Source organism: Streptomyces sp. 63XJN7_1_ISO-PGPR-S23-121, assembly GCF_056173025.1.
Map to the genome: position 1 here is coordinate 1,106,379 of NZ_CM149653.1, position 17,336 is coordinate 1,123,714.

Below are 17,336 nucleotides of genomic sequence, written 5' to 3' on the forward strand. Positions count from 1 at the left end.
CGGCCGGGACCCGTGGCACGTCCCGGGACCCGGCCGGAGTCCACGTCCCGTCCGTGAGCCGGCCGCCGACGACGGCCGGAACGGGTGATCGTTCCGACGCGCGTCCACCGGCCCCTCGCGTGTTACCCGCCGGTAGGCAATGATGGCGGGGCCATCATCCACGCGCGCAGGGCGGAGCCGACGGTGACGACTTCCGAGGAACAGGGCGAGGAACGCGACGGGTCGCGGACGAGGGTGCACGCCTTCCGGGACGACGCCCTCGGCGACCACGACGCGGTCGGCCTGGCCCGCGCGATCCGCCGGGGCGAGGTCGGCGCCGCCGAGGCCGCCCGCGACGCCAGGGCCCGGGTCAGGGCCGTCGAGTCCCGGCTGAACGCCGTCCAGGTACGCCTCGACCTCCCGGCCCACGCCTCCGCGCCCGACGGCGCCTTCGCCGGGGTGCCGACCTTCGTCAAGGACAACACCGACTACCGGGGCCTGCCCACCGGCCACGGCAGCGCCGCCTTCGCGCCCCGGACGGCCCGGCGGCACGCCCCGTTCACCCGCCAGTTCCTGAGCACCGGTGTCACGGTGCTCGGCAAGACCCGGCTGCCCGAGTTCGGGTTCAGCCCCTCCACGGAGTTCGAGGGGGCCGAGCCCGTCCGCAACCCGTGGCACACGGGCCACTCGGCGGGCGGTTCCTCGGGCGGCAGCGCGGCCCTGGTCGCCGCCGGTGCCGTGCCGATCGCCCACGCCAATGACGGCGGCGGCTCGATCCGCATCCCCGCCGCCGCGTGCGGACTCGTCGGCCTGAAGCCGAGCCGTGGCCGGGTGGTGGCGAACGCGCAGGGCCGCAGGCTCCCCATCGACCTCGTCGCCGACGGCGTCGTGAGCCGCTCGGTGCGCGACAGCGCGGCGTTCCTGGCCGCCGCGGAGCAGCACTGGCGGAACCCGGGGCTGCCGCCCGTGGGCCTTGTCGAGGGCCCCTCGGACCGCCGCCTGCGCATCGGCCTCCTGGTGGACTCCCCGAACGGCGTCCGGGCCGACGCCGGCACCCGGGCGGCCGTCACGGAGACGGCCGAGCGCCTCGAGCGGCTCGGTCACACCGTGGAACCGGTGGAGCTGCCCCTCGACCCGCACTTCACCGACGACTTCCTCACCTACTGGGGCATGCTGTCGTTCCTGCTCGGCGTCAGCGGCAGAACGCTGGGCGCGGACTTCGACCGGAGCCGCATGGACGGCCTGAGCCGGGGCCTGCGCGAGACGTACGTGCGGAAGTGGAGGCGGACGCCGGGCGTCGTGCGCAGACTGAAGCGCACGCGGGAGGCGTACGCGGCGGGCTTCCGGGGCCTCGACGTGATCCTCTCCCCGGTCCTGGCCCACACCACCCCGCCGATCGGCCACCTCAGCCCGGCCGTCCCCTACGCCACGCTGATCGAACGGATCCTCGCCTACGTGGCGTTCACCCCGGTCGACAACGTCGTGGGCACCCCGTCGATGTCGGTACCGGCCGCGAGCGCGACGGCGGACGGGCTGCCGATCGGCGTCATGCTCTCGGGCCGCCCGGGCGCCGAACGGACTCTGCTGGAACTGGCGTTCGAGCTGGAGGCGGACCGGCCGTTCCGGCGGCTCCAGTAGGAGTCGCCGGCTCAGCCCTCGACGGCGTACGGCACGAAGCCGGTCCAGGCGGCGGGGGCGAAGGCCAGGCGGGGGCCTTCGACGTCCTTCGAGTCACGGACGTGAACGATGCCGGATTCGGTGGCGACCTCGACGCAGGAGTCGGTCTCGGCACCGCTGCTGTAGCTGCTCTTGAACCACGCCAGGTCGCAGGCGTCCCCGGACGAGGTCTTGTGCATCATGTCTCCCCCAGCAGTTGGTCGATGAAGGCAGTCGACTCACGCGGTGTGAGGGCCTGCGCCCGGATGATGCCATACCGAAGTTCCAGGATACGGAGCTGCCTTGGATCGGTAACCGGTCGTCCGTTGGCGACTCCCGGCGACCGCCCCACCGCCGTCCCGTCGTCGAACTTCAGCACCTCGATCCCACCGTCCGCCCCGGCGTGCTCCTCGCGGTCCATCGGCATGACCTGGATCTCGACGTTGGGCAACTGCCCGACCGCCAGCAGGTGTTCGAGCTGCCGACGCACCACCTCCGTCCCCCCGAGGCGCCGCCGGAGCGACCACTCGTCCTGGACGAAGCTGAGTTCGGGCGCCGAAGCCCGGTCGAAGACCGTCTTACGGGCCATGCGAGCAGCCACACCCCGCTCGACCTCCTCGTCGGCGTACCGAGGCCGACGCATCCGGAACAGCGCTTGCGCGTACTCCGGTGTCTGCAGGAGACCATGGATGTTGACGGGGTCGTAGAGCTGAAGCTCGACCGCCCGTGCCTCCAACTGCGCCAGATCCCGCACCTTCTTCGGGTACCGGACCTTCTTCACGTCCTCCTGCATCGCCGCGACGAGACCACCGGCGCGCAGTACCTCGTCGGCCATGAGCAGGTACTCGGGCCGGGGGATCCGCTTGCCGGTCTCGATCTTGTAGACGAGGTCCTCGCCGTATCCGACGGCCACCGCGAACTCGCCGACCCGCAGCCCCGCCGCTTCCCGCCGGAGCCTCAACTGGCGTCCCACCGTGGCGACCACGGCGAGCGCCCAGTCGTCGTCCGGGTCCACCTCCCAGCCCGGCTCGTCCGTCCGGTCCGTCTCGGCCCCGACCCGCACCCGCTCACCGTTCACCGACATGCGCGCCCCTCCGCAGTGCTGCCACGTACTGTCCCGCTCCGCTCGCAGGCACGAACCGTGGCTCTGCGTAACAGGGCGATCACTCATCACGGTACGTTCGGTCGGCCACGCTCGGTGACGTGAATCAGTAATTCGCCGAGCGCATCGGACGATGGCGCGGTGCAGGACGGCCCGGCGGGGCGGGGCCGGTGAGCGTACCCGGCGACGGAGGGCCCGGACGGGGGCATGCGCCGAGACCCGCCTCGGCCACGGTGGGCCGCGACGCCCGCGAGGGACGTGATCCACAGCGCCGGGCCCGCGGACCGGCCGGGCGCCTCATAGGCTGGCCCCATGACGGAACTGCCCCCCTCCCGCTCCGGCCGGCGTCTGCTGCTGGTGCACGCTCACCCGGACGACGAGTCGATCAACAACGGCGCGACCATGGCCCGGTACGCCGCCGAAGGCGCACATGTGACGCTGGTCACCTGCACGCTCGGTGAGCGGGGCGAGGTCATCCCGCCCGAGCTGGGGCACCTGAGCGGGGCCGCCCTCGGCGGGCACCGGCTCGGGGAGCTGAAGGAGGCGATGCGCGCGCTCGGCGTCGAGGACTTCCGGCTGCTCGGCGGGGCCGGGCGGTACAGCGACTCCGGGATGATGGGGCTGCCCGACAACGACGACCCCGGCTGCTTCTGGCAGGCCGACGTCGACCGGGCCGCGGGGCTGCTCGCCGAGGTGATCCTCGAGATCCGCCCCCAGGTCGTCGTCACCTACGACGACGACGGCGGCTACGGCCACCCCGACCACATCCAGGCCCACCGCGTCGCCATGCGCGCCGTCGAGCTGGCCGCGGAACAGGGCTGGGACGTCCCCAAGGTCTACTGGAACCGCGTGCCCCGGTCCGTCGCCGAGGAGTCCTTCGCCCGCCTCGAGCGCGACCTGCCCGGCCTGCCCTTCGAGAAGGCGGCCGCCGTCGGTGACGTACCGGGTGTCGTCGCCGACGAGCAGATCACCACCGAGATCGACGGCACCCCGTACGCCACCGCCAAGGCCGCGGCGATGCGGGCGCACGCCACGCAGATCACGGTGGCCGAACCGTACTTCGTTCTCTCCAACGAACTCGCGCAGCCGCTCTTCACCACCGAGTACTACGAGTTGGTGCGCGGCGAGCGCCCCGCGCGGCGCGAGAGCGACCTGTTCGCCGGGACCGGGACCGGGGGAGCGTCGTGAGCGGGCGTACCGAGCCGCCGGCCTCCGCCCTGGCCCGGCCGCTGCGACCGCCGTCCCCCGGGCGGGCCGCCGTCTACCTCGGGCTGCTCGTCCTCGGCGCGCTGACCGGCGTGGCGGGCGCGCTCGTGCAGGGCGCCTGGTTCCCCGGCGGGCTGCTGCTCGCGCTGGCCGCCGAGGCCGGCCTGTGCCTCGGCGCCGGACGTGCCCTGGGCCGCCGCGGCGGGGCCGTGGCGCCCGCCGTCGGCTGGGCGGTCGCCGTCGTGCTGCTCACCACCAGCCGCCCGGAGGGGGACTTCGTCTTCGCCGCGGGCAGCGGATCCTATCTCTTCCTCCTCGGCGGTATCGCCGTGGCTGTGATGTGCGCCACCCTCGCGCCGGTACGGCAACCGGACGGCGGCGGCGCCCGACTTGGGAAATGACGTACTACTTCGCCGTGGCGCGGGCGTGCGAGTCCGGTGTGGGTTTCCCAGGCAGTCATGGGATACGCGTGAGAAGTGGCCAGTATGGTGGTGCGCGCCGCCGGGCCGCCCGCTTTCTGGTGTGCCGGGCGGCGGAGCCAACCGGGAGAACCTGCCTTGAGTCGTGAAACTGACAGTCCGTCCTCCGGGCCCCACGGGCGCGGTGGAGCCGCGTACCCGTCGGGCACCCCGCCCTACGGGACCCCCGTGCTCCCCGGAGCCGGCGCGGACGCGGGCCGTTCGGCCGCGCGGCCGGAGGAGCGCAAGACCGAGACGACGCTGACGACCCGGATCCGGATCAACATCCCCGGGTCGCGGCCCATTCCGCCGGTCGTCGTGCGCAAGCCCGTCGCGGACGCCGACGGCGACGCCGCGGACACGGAGACGGCCGAGCACTCCGGGCCGGGCGCCACCGCGCCCACGGGCACCGTCGAGACTCCCGCCGATCCCGCCCAGCAGGCCGAGGACAAGCCGACCAGCGACTGGTTCGCGCCCCGCAAGTCCACCCCGGGCAAGGGCGGTCAGGGCGGTGGCTCCACCAACGGTGCCGGTCTGCCCGGTGGTTCCGCCGCCGGCATCCCCGGCGCGGGCACCGGCCCGGCTCCGGCGGCCCCGGGCGCCGGCGCGTCCGGCGGTGCGCGACCGGGCGGCGGGAGTGGCCGGCCCGGTGGCGTGGTCGGCTCGATGAGCGCCCCCGGCGGACCCCGTCCCGGCTCCACCAACGGCGCCGGCCTGCCCGGCGCGACCGGTGGCCCCGTGGCGCCCGGACACGGCGGCGGCACCGGTTCCTTCGACGTGACCGAGGCGCTGGCCGCGGGACCGCTCGGCGGCAACGGGACGCGCCCCGGCGGCAACGGCACCACCGAACCCGGCCGTCCCTTCCCCTCCAAGGACGGACGCGACCGGAACACGCCCGACGGCCCCGGCGAGCAGAGCGGCCCGGTCCGCGACGGACAGCTCGTCTTCGGCGGCCCGAAGACGCCCACCGGCCCGACGACCGGCCCGGTCACCGGGGACGGCCCGCGGGTCCCGCCCGCCGCCGGCGGACCGGGCGCGCCGGGACGGCCCGACGGACAGCGCGGCCCCGCCGGCCCGCGCGGCCCCGGCGGCCTCGCCGTACCCGGCGTTCCCACCGGACCCCAGGGACCCGGCCAGGGCCCAGGCACCGCCCGTCCCGGCCCCGGCGGCGGGCTGAGCGACGACACCGCGATCCTCACCCCGCAGCGGCCCGCCCCCGAACCGCCGGGCGGCGCCCGTTACGGCAACCCGGACAACGTCTCCGGGAACACCGTCACCAGCGGCATCCCCGTCGTACCGGGCGGGCGCGACACCCCGTTCCCCGGAGCGTCCCCCGACGGACCGCGCCCGCACACGCCCCCCAAGGCGCCCGCACCGGCGACCGCGCCGGCGAGCTCCGCCAAGCCGGCCAAGAAGAAGGGGCGGAAGAAGCTCCCGCTGCTCGTCGGCGTCCTGATCGTCGTCGTCGGCGGCGCCTACGGCGCCGGCCTGCTGATGAACCACTCCGACGTGCCCAAGGGCACCACAGTGCTCGGCGTGGACATCGGCGGCGGCACCCGCGACGACGCCGTCGAGAAGCTGGACAGCGCCCTCGGTGCCCGGGTGAACAAGCCCCTCAAGCTCACGGTGGGCGGCGACAGCGTCTCCCTGAAGCCGGACCAGGCGGGGCTCCAGTTCGACACCCAGGCCACGGCCAGTGACGCGGCGCAGAGCGACTACAACCCGGTCTCCGTGATCGGCTCGCTCTTCGGCAACCACCGTGTCGTCGACCCGGTCATGCCCGTCGACGAGGAGAAGCTGCACGCCGCCCTGAAGGACGCGGCGGGCGGCGCCGGCGGGGTGACCGAGGGCACGATCACGTTCCAGTCCGGCAAGGCCGTCCCGGTGTACGGCAAGGCGGGCAAGGGCATCGACGTCGCCAAGTCCACCGAGGCGGTGGAGGCGGCATACCGCAGCCAGGTGGAGACGGGCACCTCCACCGCGGTGAACGTGCCGACCACCGAACGGCAGCCGACGGTCTCCAACGCCGAGGTCGACCGGATGATGAAGGAGTTCGCCGAGCCGGCGATGTCGGGCCTGGTCACGGTCCGGACCGACGCCGCGCACTCGGTCTCCTTCAGCCCCGGCAAGTCGCTGTGGAAGTTCCTCGCCGTCAAGCCGCAGAACGGCAAGCTGGTCGAGTACTACGACCAGGCCGCCCTGAAGGAGCTGTACGGCGACACCTTCGACGGCGTGCTCATCACCCGCGCCACCGGCCAGAAAACCCCGGTCACCGTCCAGGACGTGATCGGCGCGCTGCGCCCGGCGCTGACGAGCGAAAGCAACCGCGTCGGGGTCATCGACACCGACCCCAGCTGACACCCGGTACGGCGAGGGGGCGCCCGGCGGACACCGGGCGCCCCCTCGCCGTACCGGCGCCGCCCCCCTGCGGGCCGGTGCCGCATGACATCCGTCATCCGTCACCCGGGACCGGCGACACTGCCGCCCACCCGGCCGCGGCGGCCACGATGGCTGCCATGACGACGACAGAGGCGGTCGGGTTCGACCGGGTCACCAAGAGCTACGGGGACGTCCGCGCCGTCGACGGCCTGACGCTCACCCTGCGCCCCGGGGAGACCGTGGCCCTGCTGGGACCGAACGGGGCGGGCAAGTCGACCACGCTCGACCTGATGCTCGGCCTCAGAAGGCCCGACAGCGGCACCGTCCGGGTCCTCGGCACCGGCCCGCGCGAGGCCGTCGTCGCCGGGCGGGTGGGCGCGATGCTCCAGAGCGGCGGGCTGATGGACGGGATCACCGTCGCCGAGCTCGTCCGGCTCGGCTGCGCGCTGCACCCGAGGCCCCACCCGGTCGCCGACGTCCTGACGCGGGCCGGCCTCACGAAGATCGCCGACCGCAAGGTCGACAAGCTCTCCGGCGGCCAGGCCCAGCGCGTCCGCTTCGCGCTCGCCACCGCGGGCGACAGCGACCTGATCGTCCTGGACGAACCCACCACCGGCATGGACGTCACCGCCCGCCAGGCCTTCTGGGCCACCCTGCGCGAACAGGCCGACCGGGGACGCACGGTCCTGTTCGCCACGCACTACCTGGAGGAGGCCGACGCCGTCGCCGACCGGGTGCTCGTCCTGCACCGGGGCCGGCTGCTGGCCGACGGCACCGCCGCCGGGATCAAGGCCAGGGCCGGGACCCGCAGGATCTCCTTCGACCTCGAGGGCACGATCGACGAACAGGCGCTGCGCGGCCTGCCCTTCCTCACCTCGCTCGCCGTCTCCGGCCGGACCGTCCGCATCCAGTCCTCCGACGCCGACGCCACCGTCCACGCCGCGTACGGCCTCGGCCTGTACCCCCGCAACCTCGAAGTCGCCGGCCTCGCACCGGAGCGGGCCTTCCTCGCCGTCACCGCCGCCGAGGAGGCCAGACAGCCGTGAACGGTCTCATCAAGCTGGAGCTCACCCGCGCCCTGCGCAACCGCAAGTTCCTGTTCTTCTCGGTGATCTACCCGTCGGCCCTGTTCCTGCTCGTCGCGGGCAGCGCCGACGCCACCACCGAGGTCGACGGCACCGGCCTGACCCCGCCGGCCCTCTTCATGGTCTCCATGGCCTCCTTCGGCGCCCTGACCGCCGTACTGATGGGCAACAGCGAACGCATCGCCAAGGAGCGCGAGAGCGGCTGGGTACGGCAGCTGCGGCTGACCACGCTCCCGGGCCGCGGCTACGTCCTCGCCAAGACCGCGAGCGCCGCCGTCGTCAGCCTGCCCTCCATCGTGATCGTCTTCGTGGTGGCCGCGGCCGTGAAGGACGTACGCCTGGACGCCTGGCAGTGGCTCGCCCTGACCGGCGCGATCTGGGCGGGCAGCCTGGTCTTCGCCGCCCTCGGCGTCGCCATCGGTCACCTGGCGTCGGGTGACGCCGTCCGCCCGGTCACGATGATCGTGTACTTCGGCCTGTCCGTGCTCGGCGGCCTGTGGATGCCCACGACCACCTTCCCCGGCCGGCTCCAGGACATCGCCGAGTGGCTGCCCACCCACGCGTACGCTGCCCTGGGGCATGCGATCGAACAGAGTCACGCCCCGCACCCACAGGATCTCGCCGTCCTCGCCGTCTCGTTCGTGCTCTTCACCGGCGGCGCGGCATGGCTCTACCGGAAGGACACGCTGAAGGCGTGAGCGGCGTCGGCATCGGGCAACGCCCGGAGAACCGCAGGCAGAAGGTCATCAAGTCACTGTGGGCCGGCATCTGGCTGGTCTACCTGAGCGCTCCCGTCGTCGACCTGCTGAACGGGGGCCACGGCACGGCCGCGCGCATCCTGGGCTGGGCCGGCCTCGTCGTCTTCGTCGTCTGGTACATGCTGTTGCTCTTCCGCACCGGACGCGGCGACGGAACCGACGCGGTCCTCGTCTCCCTCGCCGTCCTGGCGGCCGAGTCGACGCTCCTCGCCCTCACGCTGGGCCGGGAGTGGCTGGTCCTGTTCGTGTACGTCTCCATCGCCTCCGGCGCCACCCTGCCGCTGCGCCAGGCCCGCTGGACGATTCCCGGCGCGTCCGCGCTGATGACGGCCCTGGCGTTCGTCGTGCCGGACGCGAGGAGCTTCCTCGGCGGCCTGCTCATACCGGCGCTGCTGGGCGGCTTCGCCATGACCGGCGTACGCGAGCTGATCCGGACGACGATCGCCCTGCGCGAGGCCCGCGCCACCGTCGCCCACCTCGCCGCAAACGAGGAGCGGCTGCGGCTCGCCCGCGACCTGCACGACCTGCTCGGCCACTCGCTGTCCCTGATCACGCTGAAGAGCGAACTGGCCGGCCGCATGCTCCCCGGCCACCCGGACAAGGCCGCCCAGCAGGTCGCCGACATCGAGCAGGTCAGCCGGCAGGCCCTCGTCGACGTCCGGGAGGCCGTCACCGGCTACCGGCGCGCCCGGCTGAACGCCGAACTCGCGGGTGCGCAGCTGGCGTTGACGGCCGCCGGGGTGGTCCCCGAGCTGCCCGCCGAACCCGACCTCGCCGGGGTTCCCGAGGAGTCCGAGTCGGCCCTCGCCTGGGCCCTGCGCGAGGCGGTCACCAACGTCGTACGGCACAGCGGCGCCCGGCGCTGCACGGTGGAGCTCCTCGGGCGCCAGACCCTGGACGGGCGGGTGCTCGAACTGTCGGTGGAGGACGACGGCTCCGGCGGCCCCGGATCCGCGGCCGCCCCCGGCAACGGCCTGACCGGACTCACCGAGCGCCTCGGCAAGGCGGGCGGCGAGCTGGAGGCCGGCCGGACCCGGCGCGGATTCCGGCTGGTCGCCCGCGTGCCGGCCGGCGCCGCGGCGGACGTAGGATCCGGGGCATGAGCCGAACGATCAAGGTCCTGCTGGCGGAGGACCAGGCGATGGTCCGCGAGGCACTGGCCGCCCTGCTCGGCCTGGAGGAGGACATCGAGGTCGTCGCCCAGGTGGCGCGCGGCGACGAGGTACTGGGGGCCGCCCGCGCACACGGCGTGGACGTGGCGCTGATGGACATCGAGATGCCCGGCGCGACCGGCATCGAGGCGGCGGCCCTGCTGCACCGCGAACTCCCGGCGGTGAAGCTGATCGTCCTCACCACCTTCGGCCGGCCCGGCTACCTGCGCAGCGCCATGGAGTCCGGCGCGGACGCCTTCCTGGTCAAGGACGCCCCGGCGGCCCAACTCGCGCAGGCCGTGCGGAAGGTGCTGGCGGGCGAGCGGGTCATCGACCCGACCCTCGCGGCGGCCGCCCTCGCCGAGGGCGCCAACCCCCTCACCGACCGCGAACGCGAGATCCTGCGCGCCGCGTCCGACGGCTCCACCAACGCGGAACTCGCCAAGGCCCTCCACCTCTCCAAGGGCACGGTCCGCAACTACCTCTCCACGGCCATCCAGAAACTGGCCGCCCGCAACAGGGCGGAAGCGGTCCGCATAGCAAGAGAAAAGGGCTGGCTCTAGCACCCCGCCCACCCAGCCTGCGGGCAGTCGTGCCGCTGGGGCGATGGGGGTCCCCCCGCTCGAGCGAAGCCGGGAGTGGGGGAGGGTGGGCGCAGGCGGCACCCGGCAGCGCGGGGCCGCGCACCCCACCCGCCGCTCACCGCACCGGCGTTCAGTTCAGCAACGCCCGAGCCGCCCGCGCCTCCCCCCGCACCTGCTCGGCCGCCCCCTCGTCCACCGCTCCGACCACGTCGGCGTACGCGTCCAGCTCCTCCGCCCCCGCCACGAACTCCCCGCGCTGGACCAGCAACTGCGCCCGCTCGTACCGCAACCGCGCCGCGTGCGACGGCAACAGCAGCGCCAGATCGATCGCCCACAGCCCCACGTCCGACCGCTCCGGCCGAGCCGCCGCCCACACCCGGACGTTGTTGAGAATTCGCGCCACCACGTCCAGCGGCTCCGCGGGCTCCAGCATCGAGGGATGCAGCCCCGCCCCCGTCGCGCCCGACACCAGCACCTCCGCGTCGTCCCCGCTGAGCACCCGCCCCCCGTCGAACGGGTCGGCGAGCACCCGCTCCCCCTCCGGCCCGAACCCGACCACGAAGTGCCCCGGCAGCCCGACCCCGTACACCGGCGCCCCCGCACGCCGGGCCACCTCCAGCCACACCACCGACAGCAGGATCGGCAGCCCTCGCCGGCGCCGCAGCACCTCGTGCAGCAACGACGACTCCAGGCGCCGGTAGTCCGCCGCGGCCCCGTGGAACCCGTACCGCTCGCCGAGCAGGTCCCGCAGCGCGACCGCCCAGGCCCGGGGCGAACCGGGCCGGAACGGCACCTGCCCGGCCAGCCGGTCGAGTTCCATCTGGGCGGCGTCCATGCCCGCCTCGTCCAGCGCCCCGTCCGCCTCGGCGCCCACCAGGAAGCACAGCGTCGACAGGTCGGGGCGCTCGGACCGCGCCTCTTCGGCGAACCGGCGTCGCACCTCGGCGGAACGCCCGGGCGGCGGCGGGTGGGGGAGGTGACGCATATCAGGCTCGTGCCCTCTCACGGCGATCGGCGAACGATGAAGAATGACCGGCGACCGGCGACCGGCGACCGGCGACCGGCGACCGGCGCGGCGGCGCCCGTGCTCAGACCCGCCCCGCCCCGTCGGCACCGTCGGGCGCGCGGTAGTGGTGGTACGCGTGATGCGCCGAGAACCCCGTCCCGGCGTACAGCGCCCGCGCCCCCGCGTTGTCCGCCTCGACCTGGAGCCAGGCCGCCGAGGCGCCCTCGTCGAGCGCCCGCCGGGCCAGCGCGGCCATGACGGCGGTGGCGAGCCCCCGCCGCCGCTGCCCGGGATCGACCTCGACGGCCGCGAAGGAGGCCCACCGCCCGTCCACGACACACCGGCCGATCGCGGCCGGCGCCCCGGAGCCGGGCACCGTCGCGAACCACACCGACGGTCCGCTGTGCAGCACCCGCAGCGCCACGTCGCTCGCGCCCTTGCGCCCGTACCGTGCCAGCCACGCCTCGTCGGCCTCCCGGGACAGCACCACCCCGGCCCCCTCGGCCCGGTCGGCGACCGGTGCGAGCCCGCCGGTCCACAGCTCGGCCGTCACCTCCCGCACCCAGCCCCGCCGCTCCAGCTCCGCGCACAGCGGCTCCTGCGTGCCCTCGGCCCCGGTGGCGGTCTGGACGTACGCGGGCAGTCCCCGCGCGCCGTACCAGCGGCGTACGGCGGTCAGCGCCTCGTCGAGCGGCATCCCCGGATCGCCGAGCGGCAGCACGGAGTTGGCCCGGCGGGTGAACCCGGACGCCGCCCGCAGCTCCCATGCGCCGAGCCGCTCGCTCTCCACCGGCCGCCAGGCCCGCGCGGCGACCCGCGCCAGCTCCTCGTAGGACGTGGCGGGGCCGCGGCGACGCGCAGGGGCGGCCGGCACGAGCTTGCCCGCGACCAGCGTGGACTCCGCGATCCGGACCGACTCGCCGCCCCTCCGTGTGATCTGGAGCACACCGTTGTCCCATGATGTGAGAACGCCGACCGTGTCGGTGAACTTCTCACCTGCGACACCAGGTTCGCTCAAGCGCCGGACGGATACTCGTTTGCCCACGTCAGCGGCCGTGATGCGGACCTCCAGTCGGCCGGCGGCAGAGATTTCCACGGGTCGGTCCACCCCTCCTGTTCGGATCATGCCCAAGAACGGAGATACTAGGGGCGGGCATCGACGACGCCGCGCTCCCGCGCGCCAGGCGGCGGAGCCTGAGGAGGCCCGCCAGCGCCCAATCGAGGAGGAACGACAGCGTGACCTACGTCATCGCGCAGCCTTGTGTCGACGTGAAGGACAAGGCGTGCATCGAGGAGTGCCCGGTCGACTGCATCTACGAGGGCCAGCGGTCCTTGTACATCCACCCGGACGAATGCGTCGACTGTGGTGCCTGTGAGCCGGTCTGCCCGGTCGAGGCGATCTTCTACGAGGACGACACTCCGGAGGAGTGGAAGGACTACTACAAGGCGAACGTCGAGTTCTTCGACGAGCTCGGCTCGCCCGGCGGCGCCAGCAAGCTGGGTCTGATCGAGCGCGACCACCCCTTCGTCGCCGCGCTGCCGCCGCAGAACCAGTAACGGCGGCCCGCACGCGCGCCGCCTCGGTCCCGTACGGCCCGGTCACCCCGATCGGCGCCGCACGGGACCGAGGCGTTTGCCGTACCGGGCGGCCACGACGAAAGTGAGCCAGTAACGTGTCCGCAGTCTCCGACCGCCTGCCCACCTTCCCCTGGGACAAGCTGGAGCCGTACAAGAAGACGGCCGCCGCGCACCCGGACGGCATCGTCGACCTCTCCGTCGGCACCCCGGTCGACCCGGTCCCCGAGCTGATCCAGAAGGCCCTGATCGACGCGGCGGACTCCCCGGGCTACCCCACCGTCTGGGGCACCCCGGCACTGCGCGACGCGATCACCGGCTGGGTCGAGCGGCGTCTCGGCGCCCGCGACGTCACCCACCGCCACGTCCTGCCGATCGTCGGCTCCAAGGAACTCGTCGCCTGGCTCCCGACCCAGCTCGGCCTCGGCCCCGGCGACCGGGTGGCCTTCCCGCGCCTCGCCTACCCGACGTACGAGGTCGGCGCGCGCCTGGCCCGGGCCGAGTACGAGGCGTACACGCTGACACCGGGCGCCGACGCGCCGGGCCCGACCGACCTGGACCCGGCGGGCTTGAAGCTCCTCTGGCTCAACTCCCCGTCCAACCCGACCGGCCAGGTCCTCTCGAAGGGCGACCTGACGCGGATCGTCGCCTGGGCGCGCGAGCACGGCGTCCTGGTCGTCTCCGACGAGTGCTATCTCGAGCTGGGCTGGGAGGCCGACCCGGTCTCGGTCCTGCACCCGGACGTCAACGGCGGCTCCTACGACGGCCTCGTCGCCGTCCACTCCCTCTCCAAGCGGTCCAACCTCGCGGGCTACCGCGCGGCCTTCCTGGCCGGCGACCCGGCCGTCCTGGGCCCGCTCCTGGAGATCCGCAAGCACGGCGGCATGATGACGTCGGCGCCCACGCAGGCGGCCGTGGTGGCGGCCCTCGGCGACGACGAGCACGTGCGCGTCCAGCGCGAGCGGTACGCGGCCCGCCGCGCGGCCCTGCGCGAGGCACTCCTCGGCCACGGCTTCCGCATCGAGCACAGCGAGGCCAGCCTCTACCTGTGGGCCACCCGCGACGAGTCCTGCTGGGACACGGTCGCCCACCTGGCCGAACGCGGCATCCTCGTGGCCCCCGGCGACTTCTACGGCCCGGCGGGAGAGAACCACGTCCGAGTCGCCTTCACGGCAACGGACGCCCGCGTGGCAGCAGCAGTAGCCCGCCTGTAACCCCCGCCGCCCCGACAACCACGCCCGCTCCCACCGGGGCGGGCGCGGCGCTCCTACTCCCGCTCCCGCCGGGGCGGGTATGCGGTGCCGCTCCCGCTCCCGCTCCCGCCGGGGCGGGCGTGCGCCCCCGCTCCTGCTGTGGGCAGTCGTTCCGCAGGGCGGAACGGGTGGGCACAGCCACCGGCGCCGGGCACGGATCGACGGACGCCCGCCGCACGGACGCAGGCACCGGCACACGCACCGGCACAGCAAAACGACGGGGTCCGGGGGTCACCCCCGGACCCCGTCGCCGTACAGCCGGCGGCATCCGACCGTCAGCGCAGCGGCAGCCCACCCTTCGTGGCCGTCGCCGCCGTGTCACCCACGAGCCCCGTAGCCGAGTCCGCCGCGTTCCCGGTGGCCTTCTGCGCCGCCGGCGTGGCCTTCCTGACGACCGAGCCGCCGGCCCTGCCCGCGGCGGGCACCGTCTCCTTGAGGGCCCCGCTGCCGGCGCCTCCCGCGACCGCGGTGACGCTCCGGGCGGCACCGTCGACGGACGCGCCGACGTTCGCCGCGTCCAGCGCGGTCAGCCCGCCGAGGTTCGGGGTGGCCGGGAGCTCGGGAGCCGCACTGGCGGAGCCGGCCGCACCGACCCCGGCAGCCGCTCCCGCAGCGACGAGCAGCGCGGCACGGGCGATCCGGCGGGTCAGGGGGAGGGACATGATGCTCCTTCGACGCAAGACAACGATGAGGTTCCGGCCCGTCCCGGCGGGTGATCGCCGGGCTCGGACGCAGTGACTACCGCTCGAGGGCGTCGAAGGTTGCGGCGCGCCGACGTAAAGAGTTGGCAATACGTCGCATTATCGGTTGCCCGGAAAAGCGGGCAAAAGGTCGCCGGCCCAAAAGCCCTCGCAGCCCTCACGGCCCTTGGCTCTCCCGGGTTCCGGGGCATCCGGCGACGACGACGCGACACCCCCGCACCCGGTCGCCGCACACCGGCCAGGGTCACCCCTCACGGGTGACGGCTCGCACTACCGCGCGGTCGTGATCCGGACCGGCCCCGTGCCCTGTCCCGCACCGTGGGCGCCGGCCCCCGTCGCGTGCCACTTGCTGTCGGTGTTCCCGGCGGTCCACTGCCGCCCGGCGTAGTCGACCCGCTCGATGCGCAGCGCGGAGGCGTTGGCCACCGCCCAGTGCGCCAGCTGCCAGCCGCGCCGCGCGGCGTTCCGGTCCGCGCCCGGGCCGGAGCCGGCGCCCACGGGCAGGGTGACGGTCCGCCCGTCGGAGCCGCCGGCGCCCGGGGACGCGGACGGAGCCGGCCGCGTCGACGCGCCCACCTCCGCGCCGGCCGGCTGGAGCACGTCGCGTCCGAAGTCCCGCACCAGCGCCGCGCGTACCGCGTCCGGTCCCTCGGCCCGGTGCGCGCCGGGACGCCCCTGGCAGGTCAGTGTCGCCGCGGACCGCCCGGTCAGGGCCGCCGCCAGCAGCTCGGCGTCCGGCTCGTGCTTGGCGTACGCGTCGGGGAAGCCGCTGCGCTGCACGCGCTGCGCGGCGACCGTGAGGGGCAGCCGCGGGTAGTCGGGCACCTTGACCAGGTGGTCGTAGAACATGCCCGCCGAGTACGCCGGGTCCATGATCTCCTTCGTGGTTCCCCAGCCCTGCGAGGGCCGCTGCTGGAACAGGCCGAGCGAGTCGCGGTCGCCGTAGTCGATGTTGCGCAGCGCGGACTCCTGCAACGCGGTCGCCAGGGCGATCGTCACCGCCCGTTCGGGCAGCTCGCGCGCGGTGCCCACGGCGGTGATCGTCGCCGCGTTCACCGCCTGTTCCGGCGTGAACTCGTAGGCCGTGCGGCCGTCCTCGCCCGAGACGACCTTGCAGCCCGGCGCGGTGCCGCCGGTGACGTACTGGACCGTGAGGTAACCGGCGACCGCGAGCAGGACCGCGGAGGCGGCCCCGGCACGGAGGAGGCGGCCGCGGCGTTTGCGGAGGGGGGACGGCTCAGGCACGCGTACAAGGTACTGGAGAGTAGGACTCCTGGGGCGGCTGGTGCCGATGATGTGCGAGAAGGCCGCGGACGACCCGGCGGGTAGGGTCGAGGGCATGGCCGATACCCCGCTTGACCTCACGCTGGACGCCGCGGAGCTCACCGCGCGGCTCGTCGACTTCCCCTCCGAGAGCGGCTCCGAGAAGCCGCTGGCGGACGCGATCGAGCACGCGCTGCGCGCCCTGCCGCACCTGACGGTCGACCGGTACGGCAACAACGTCGTGGCCCGCACGGACCTGGGCCGGACGGAACGCGTGATCCTCGCCGGCCACATCGACACCGTGCCGATCGCCGGCAACGTCCCCTCCCGGCTGGACGAGGACGGCGTCCTGTGGGGCTGCGGCACCTGCGACATGAAGGCGGGCGTCGCCGTGCAGCTGCGCATCGCGGCCACGGTGCCGGCCCCCAACCGCGACCTGACGTTCGTCTTCTACGACAACGAGGAGGTCGCCGCCGACCTCAACGGCCTCAAGCACGTCGCCGAGGCCCACCCCGAGTGGCTGGAGGGCGACTTCGCGGTGCTCCTGGAGCCGTCGGACGGCCAGGTGGAGGGCGGCTGCCAGGGCACCCTTCGGGTCCTTCTGAAGACCACGGGGGAGCGTGCGCACTCCGCCCGCGGCTGGATGGGCTCCAACGCCGTCCACGCCGCCGCCCCGATCCTCGCGCGCCTGGCGGCGTACGAGCCGCGCTACCCCGTGATCGACGGTCTGGAGTACCGCGAGGGCCTCAACGCGGTCGGCATCACCGGCGGTGTGGCCGGCAACGTCATCCCCGACGAGTGCGTGGTCACCGTCAACTTCCGCTACGCCCCGGACCGCAGCCCCGAGGAGGCCCTCGCCCACGTGCGCGAGGTCTTCGCGGACTGCGGGGTGGCCGAGTTCGTGGTCGACGACCACAGCGGCGCGGCCCTGCCGGGCCTGTCCCATCCGGCCGCAGCGGCCTTCATCGAGGCGGTCGGCGGCACCCCGCAGCCCAAGTACGGCTGGACGGACGTCTCGCGCTTCTCCGCGCTCGGCGTCCCCGCGGTCAACTACGGCCCGGGCAATCCGCACTTGGCGCACAAGCGGGACGAGCGGGTCGAGACGGCGAAGGTCCTCGCGGGCGAGGAGCGGCTGCGGTCCTGGCTGACGGCATGATCCCGCCCGGGTTTACGCCGCTGC

Annotated in this window: 17 protein-coding genes; 11 read left to right on the forward strand and 6 right to left on the reverse strand. The window is 74.2% G+C overall.

Annotated elements, in window-relative coordinates:
* Nucleotides 1-183 precede the first annotated feature (183 nt).
* Nucleotides 184-1,617 carry an amidase gene (locus AC0VYN_RS05175; protein ID WP_475534979.1) on the forward strand — a complete coding sequence of 478 codons (1,434 nt, stop codon included), beginning with the start codon at nt 184-186 and terminating at the stop codon, nt 1,615-1,617.
* An 11-nt stretch (nt 1,618-1,628) separates the two neighbouring features.
* Here AC0VYN_RS05175 and AC0VYN_RS05180 read toward each other — a convergent pair whose 3' ends face one another.
* Nucleotides 1,629-1,838 (reverse strand): DUF397 domain-containing protein, encoded by a 210-nt coding sequence (locus AC0VYN_RS05180; RefSeq protein WP_475534980.1) that lies wholly within the window; start codon nt 1,836-1,838, stop codon nt 1,629-1,631.
* Complete coding sequence (locus tag AC0VYN_RS05185; RefSeq protein ID WP_475534981.1) at nt 1,835-2,719, reverse strand: helix-turn-helix domain-containing protein; 885 nt, start codon at nt 2,717-2,719, stop codon at nt 1,835-1,837. The genes AC0VYN_RS05180 and AC0VYN_RS05185 overlap by 4 nt, the downstream gene beginning before the upstream one ends.
* Nucleotides 2,720-3,049: 330 nt before the next feature.
* On the opposite strand from AC0VYN_RS05185, the gene mshB reads away from it, so the two are divergent.
* The 7 genes from mshB to AC0VYN_RS05220 all read left to right on the forward strand — a co-directional run bounded on the left by mshB (nt 3,050) and on the right by AC0VYN_RS05220 (nt 10,337).
* On the forward strand, nt 3,050-3,925 hold the full coding sequence (gene mshB / locus AC0VYN_RS05190; protein WP_475534982.1) for an N-acetyl-1-D-myo-inositol-2-amino-2-deoxy-alpha-D-glucopyranoside deacetylase: 876 nt from the start codon (nt 3,050-3,052) through the stop codon (nt 3,923-3,925).
* Nucleotides 3,922-4,344 carry a DUF6113 family protein gene (locus AC0VYN_RS05195; protein ID WP_385470823.1) on the forward strand — a complete coding sequence of 141 codons (423 nt, stop codon included), beginning with the start codon at nt 3,922-3,924 and terminating at the stop codon, nt 4,342-4,344. Before mshB ends, AC0VYN_RS05195 begins: the two co-directional genes overlap by 4 nt.
* Before the next feature lie 156 nt (nt 4,345-4,500).
* On the forward strand, nt 4,501-6,759 hold the full coding sequence (locus AC0VYN_RS05200) for a hypothetical protein (protein ID WP_475534983.1): 2,259 nt from the start codon (nt 4,501-4,503) through the stop codon (nt 6,757-6,759).
* 158 nt (nt 6,760-6,917) lie between these two features.
* On the forward strand, nt 6,918-7,826 hold the full coding sequence (locus AC0VYN_RS05205) for an ABC transporter ATP-binding protein (protein ID WP_475534984.1): 909 nt from the start codon (nt 6,918-6,920) through the stop codon (nt 7,824-7,826).
* Entirely contained in the window at nt 7,823-8,563 is a 741-nt protein-coding gene (locus AC0VYN_RS05210) for an ABC transporter permease (RefSeq protein WP_475534985.1), read from the forward strand. Before AC0VYN_RS05205 ends, AC0VYN_RS05210 begins: the two co-directional genes overlap by 4 nt.
* Entirely contained in the window at nt 8,560-9,726 is a 1,167-nt protein-coding gene (locus tag AC0VYN_RS05215; RefSeq protein WP_475534986.1) for a sensor histidine kinase, read from the forward strand. Before AC0VYN_RS05210 ends, AC0VYN_RS05215 begins: the two co-directional genes overlap by 4 nt.
* Nucleotides 9,723-10,337: a response regulator gene (locus AC0VYN_RS05220; protein ID WP_475534987.1), complete on the forward strand. Its 615-nt coding sequence runs from the start codon at nt 9,723-9,725 to the stop codon at nt 10,335-10,337. Before AC0VYN_RS05215 ends, AC0VYN_RS05220 begins: the two co-directional genes overlap by 4 nt.
* A gap of 151 nt (nt 10,338-10,488) precedes the next feature.
* On the opposite strand, the gene AC0VYN_RS05225 is transcribed toward AC0VYN_RS05220, so the two are convergent.
* Nucleotides 10,489-11,343 (reverse strand): transglutaminase-like and tetratricopeptide repeat-containing protein, encoded by an 855-nt coding sequence (locus tag AC0VYN_RS05225; protein ID WP_475534988.1) that lies wholly within the window; start codon nt 11,341-11,343, stop codon nt 10,489-10,491.
* A gap of 103 nt (nt 11,344-11,446) precedes the next feature.
* A complete protein-coding gene (locus AC0VYN_RS05230; RefSeq protein WP_475534989.1) occupies nt 11,447-12,460 on the reverse strand; it encodes a GNAT family N-acetyltransferase in 1,014 nt (337 codons plus the stop codon).
* A gap of 140 nt (nt 12,461-12,600) precedes the next feature.
* Here AC0VYN_RS05230 and fdxA point away from each other — a divergent pair, with 140 nt between their 5' ends.
* Both fdxA and AC0VYN_RS05240 read left to right on the forward strand, forming a co-directional pair.
* Nucleotides 12,601-12,921 carry a ferredoxin gene (gene fdxA, locus AC0VYN_RS05235; protein WP_003973842.1) on the forward strand — a complete coding sequence of 107 codons (321 nt, stop codon included), beginning with the start codon at nt 12,601-12,603 and terminating at the stop codon, nt 12,919-12,921.
* A gap of 116 nt (nt 12,922-13,037) precedes the next feature.
* Nucleotides 13,038-14,153, forward strand: coding sequence for a bifunctional succinyldiaminopimelate transaminase/glutamate-prephenate aminotransferase (locus AC0VYN_RS05240; protein ID WP_385472598.1), 1,116 nt, complete (start codon nt 13,038-13,040; stop codon nt 14,151-14,153).
* A 314-nt stretch (nt 14,154-14,467) separates the two neighbouring features.
* Here AC0VYN_RS05240 and AC0VYN_RS05245 read toward each other — a convergent pair whose 3' ends face one another.
* Nucleotides 14,468-14,854, reverse strand: coding sequence for an ATP-binding protein (locus AC0VYN_RS05245; RefSeq protein ID WP_475534990.1), 387 nt, complete (start codon nt 14,852-14,854; stop codon nt 14,468-14,470).
* A gap of 309 nt (nt 14,855-15,163) precedes the next feature.
* Nucleotides 15,164-16,138, reverse strand: coding sequence for a heavy metal transporter (locus AC0VYN_RS05250; RefSeq protein WP_475534991.1), 975 nt, complete (start codon nt 16,136-16,138; stop codon nt 15,164-15,166).
* Nucleotides 16,139-16,232: 94 nt separating this feature from the next.
* Here AC0VYN_RS05250 and dapE point away from each other — a divergent pair, with 94 nt between their 5' ends.
* Entirely contained in the window at nt 16,233-17,312 is a 1,080-nt protein-coding gene (dapE, locus tag AC0VYN_RS05255; RefSeq protein WP_385469267.1) for a succinyl-diaminopimelate desuccinylase, read from the forward strand.
* The last annotated feature ends 24 nt before the right edge of the window (nt 17,313-17,336 follow it).

What these genes read in the sequence shown, in the direction of transcription:
- AC0VYN_RS05225 (WP_475534988.1), bottom strand. Translation starts at nt 11,343, where the DNA reads ATGCGTCACCTCCCCCACCCGCCGCCGCCCGGGCGTTCCGCCGAGGTG.
- AC0VYN_RS05185 (WP_475534981.1), bottom strand. Translation starts at nt 2,719, where the DNA reads ATGTCGGTGAACGGTGAGCGGGTGCGGGTCGGGGCCGAGACGGACCGG.
- AC0VYN_RS05220 (WP_475534987.1), top strand. Translation starts at nt 9,723, where the DNA reads ATGAGCCGAACGATCAAGGTCCTGCTGGCGGAGGACCAGGCGATGGTC.
- AC0VYN_RS05180 (WP_475534980.1), bottom strand. Translation starts at nt 1,838, where the DNA reads ATGATGCACAAGACCTCGTCCGGGGACGCCTGCGACCTGGCGTGGTTC.
- dapE (WP_385469267.1), top strand. Translation starts at nt 16,233, where the DNA reads ATGGCCGATACCCCGCTTGACCTCACGCTGGACGCCGCGGAGCTCACC.
- AC0VYN_RS05245 (WP_475534990.1), bottom strand. Translation starts at nt 14,854, where the DNA reads ATGTCCCTCCCCCTGACCCGCCGGATCGCCCGTGCCGCGCTGCTCGTC.
- AC0VYN_RS05205 (WP_475534984.1), top strand. Translation starts at nt 6,918, where the DNA reads ATGACGACGACAGAGGCGGTCGGGTTCGACCGGGTCACCAAGAGCTAC.
- mshB (WP_475534982.1), top strand. Translation starts at nt 3,050, where the DNA reads ATGACGGAACTGCCCCCCTCCCGCTCCGGCCGGCGTCTGCTGCTGGTG.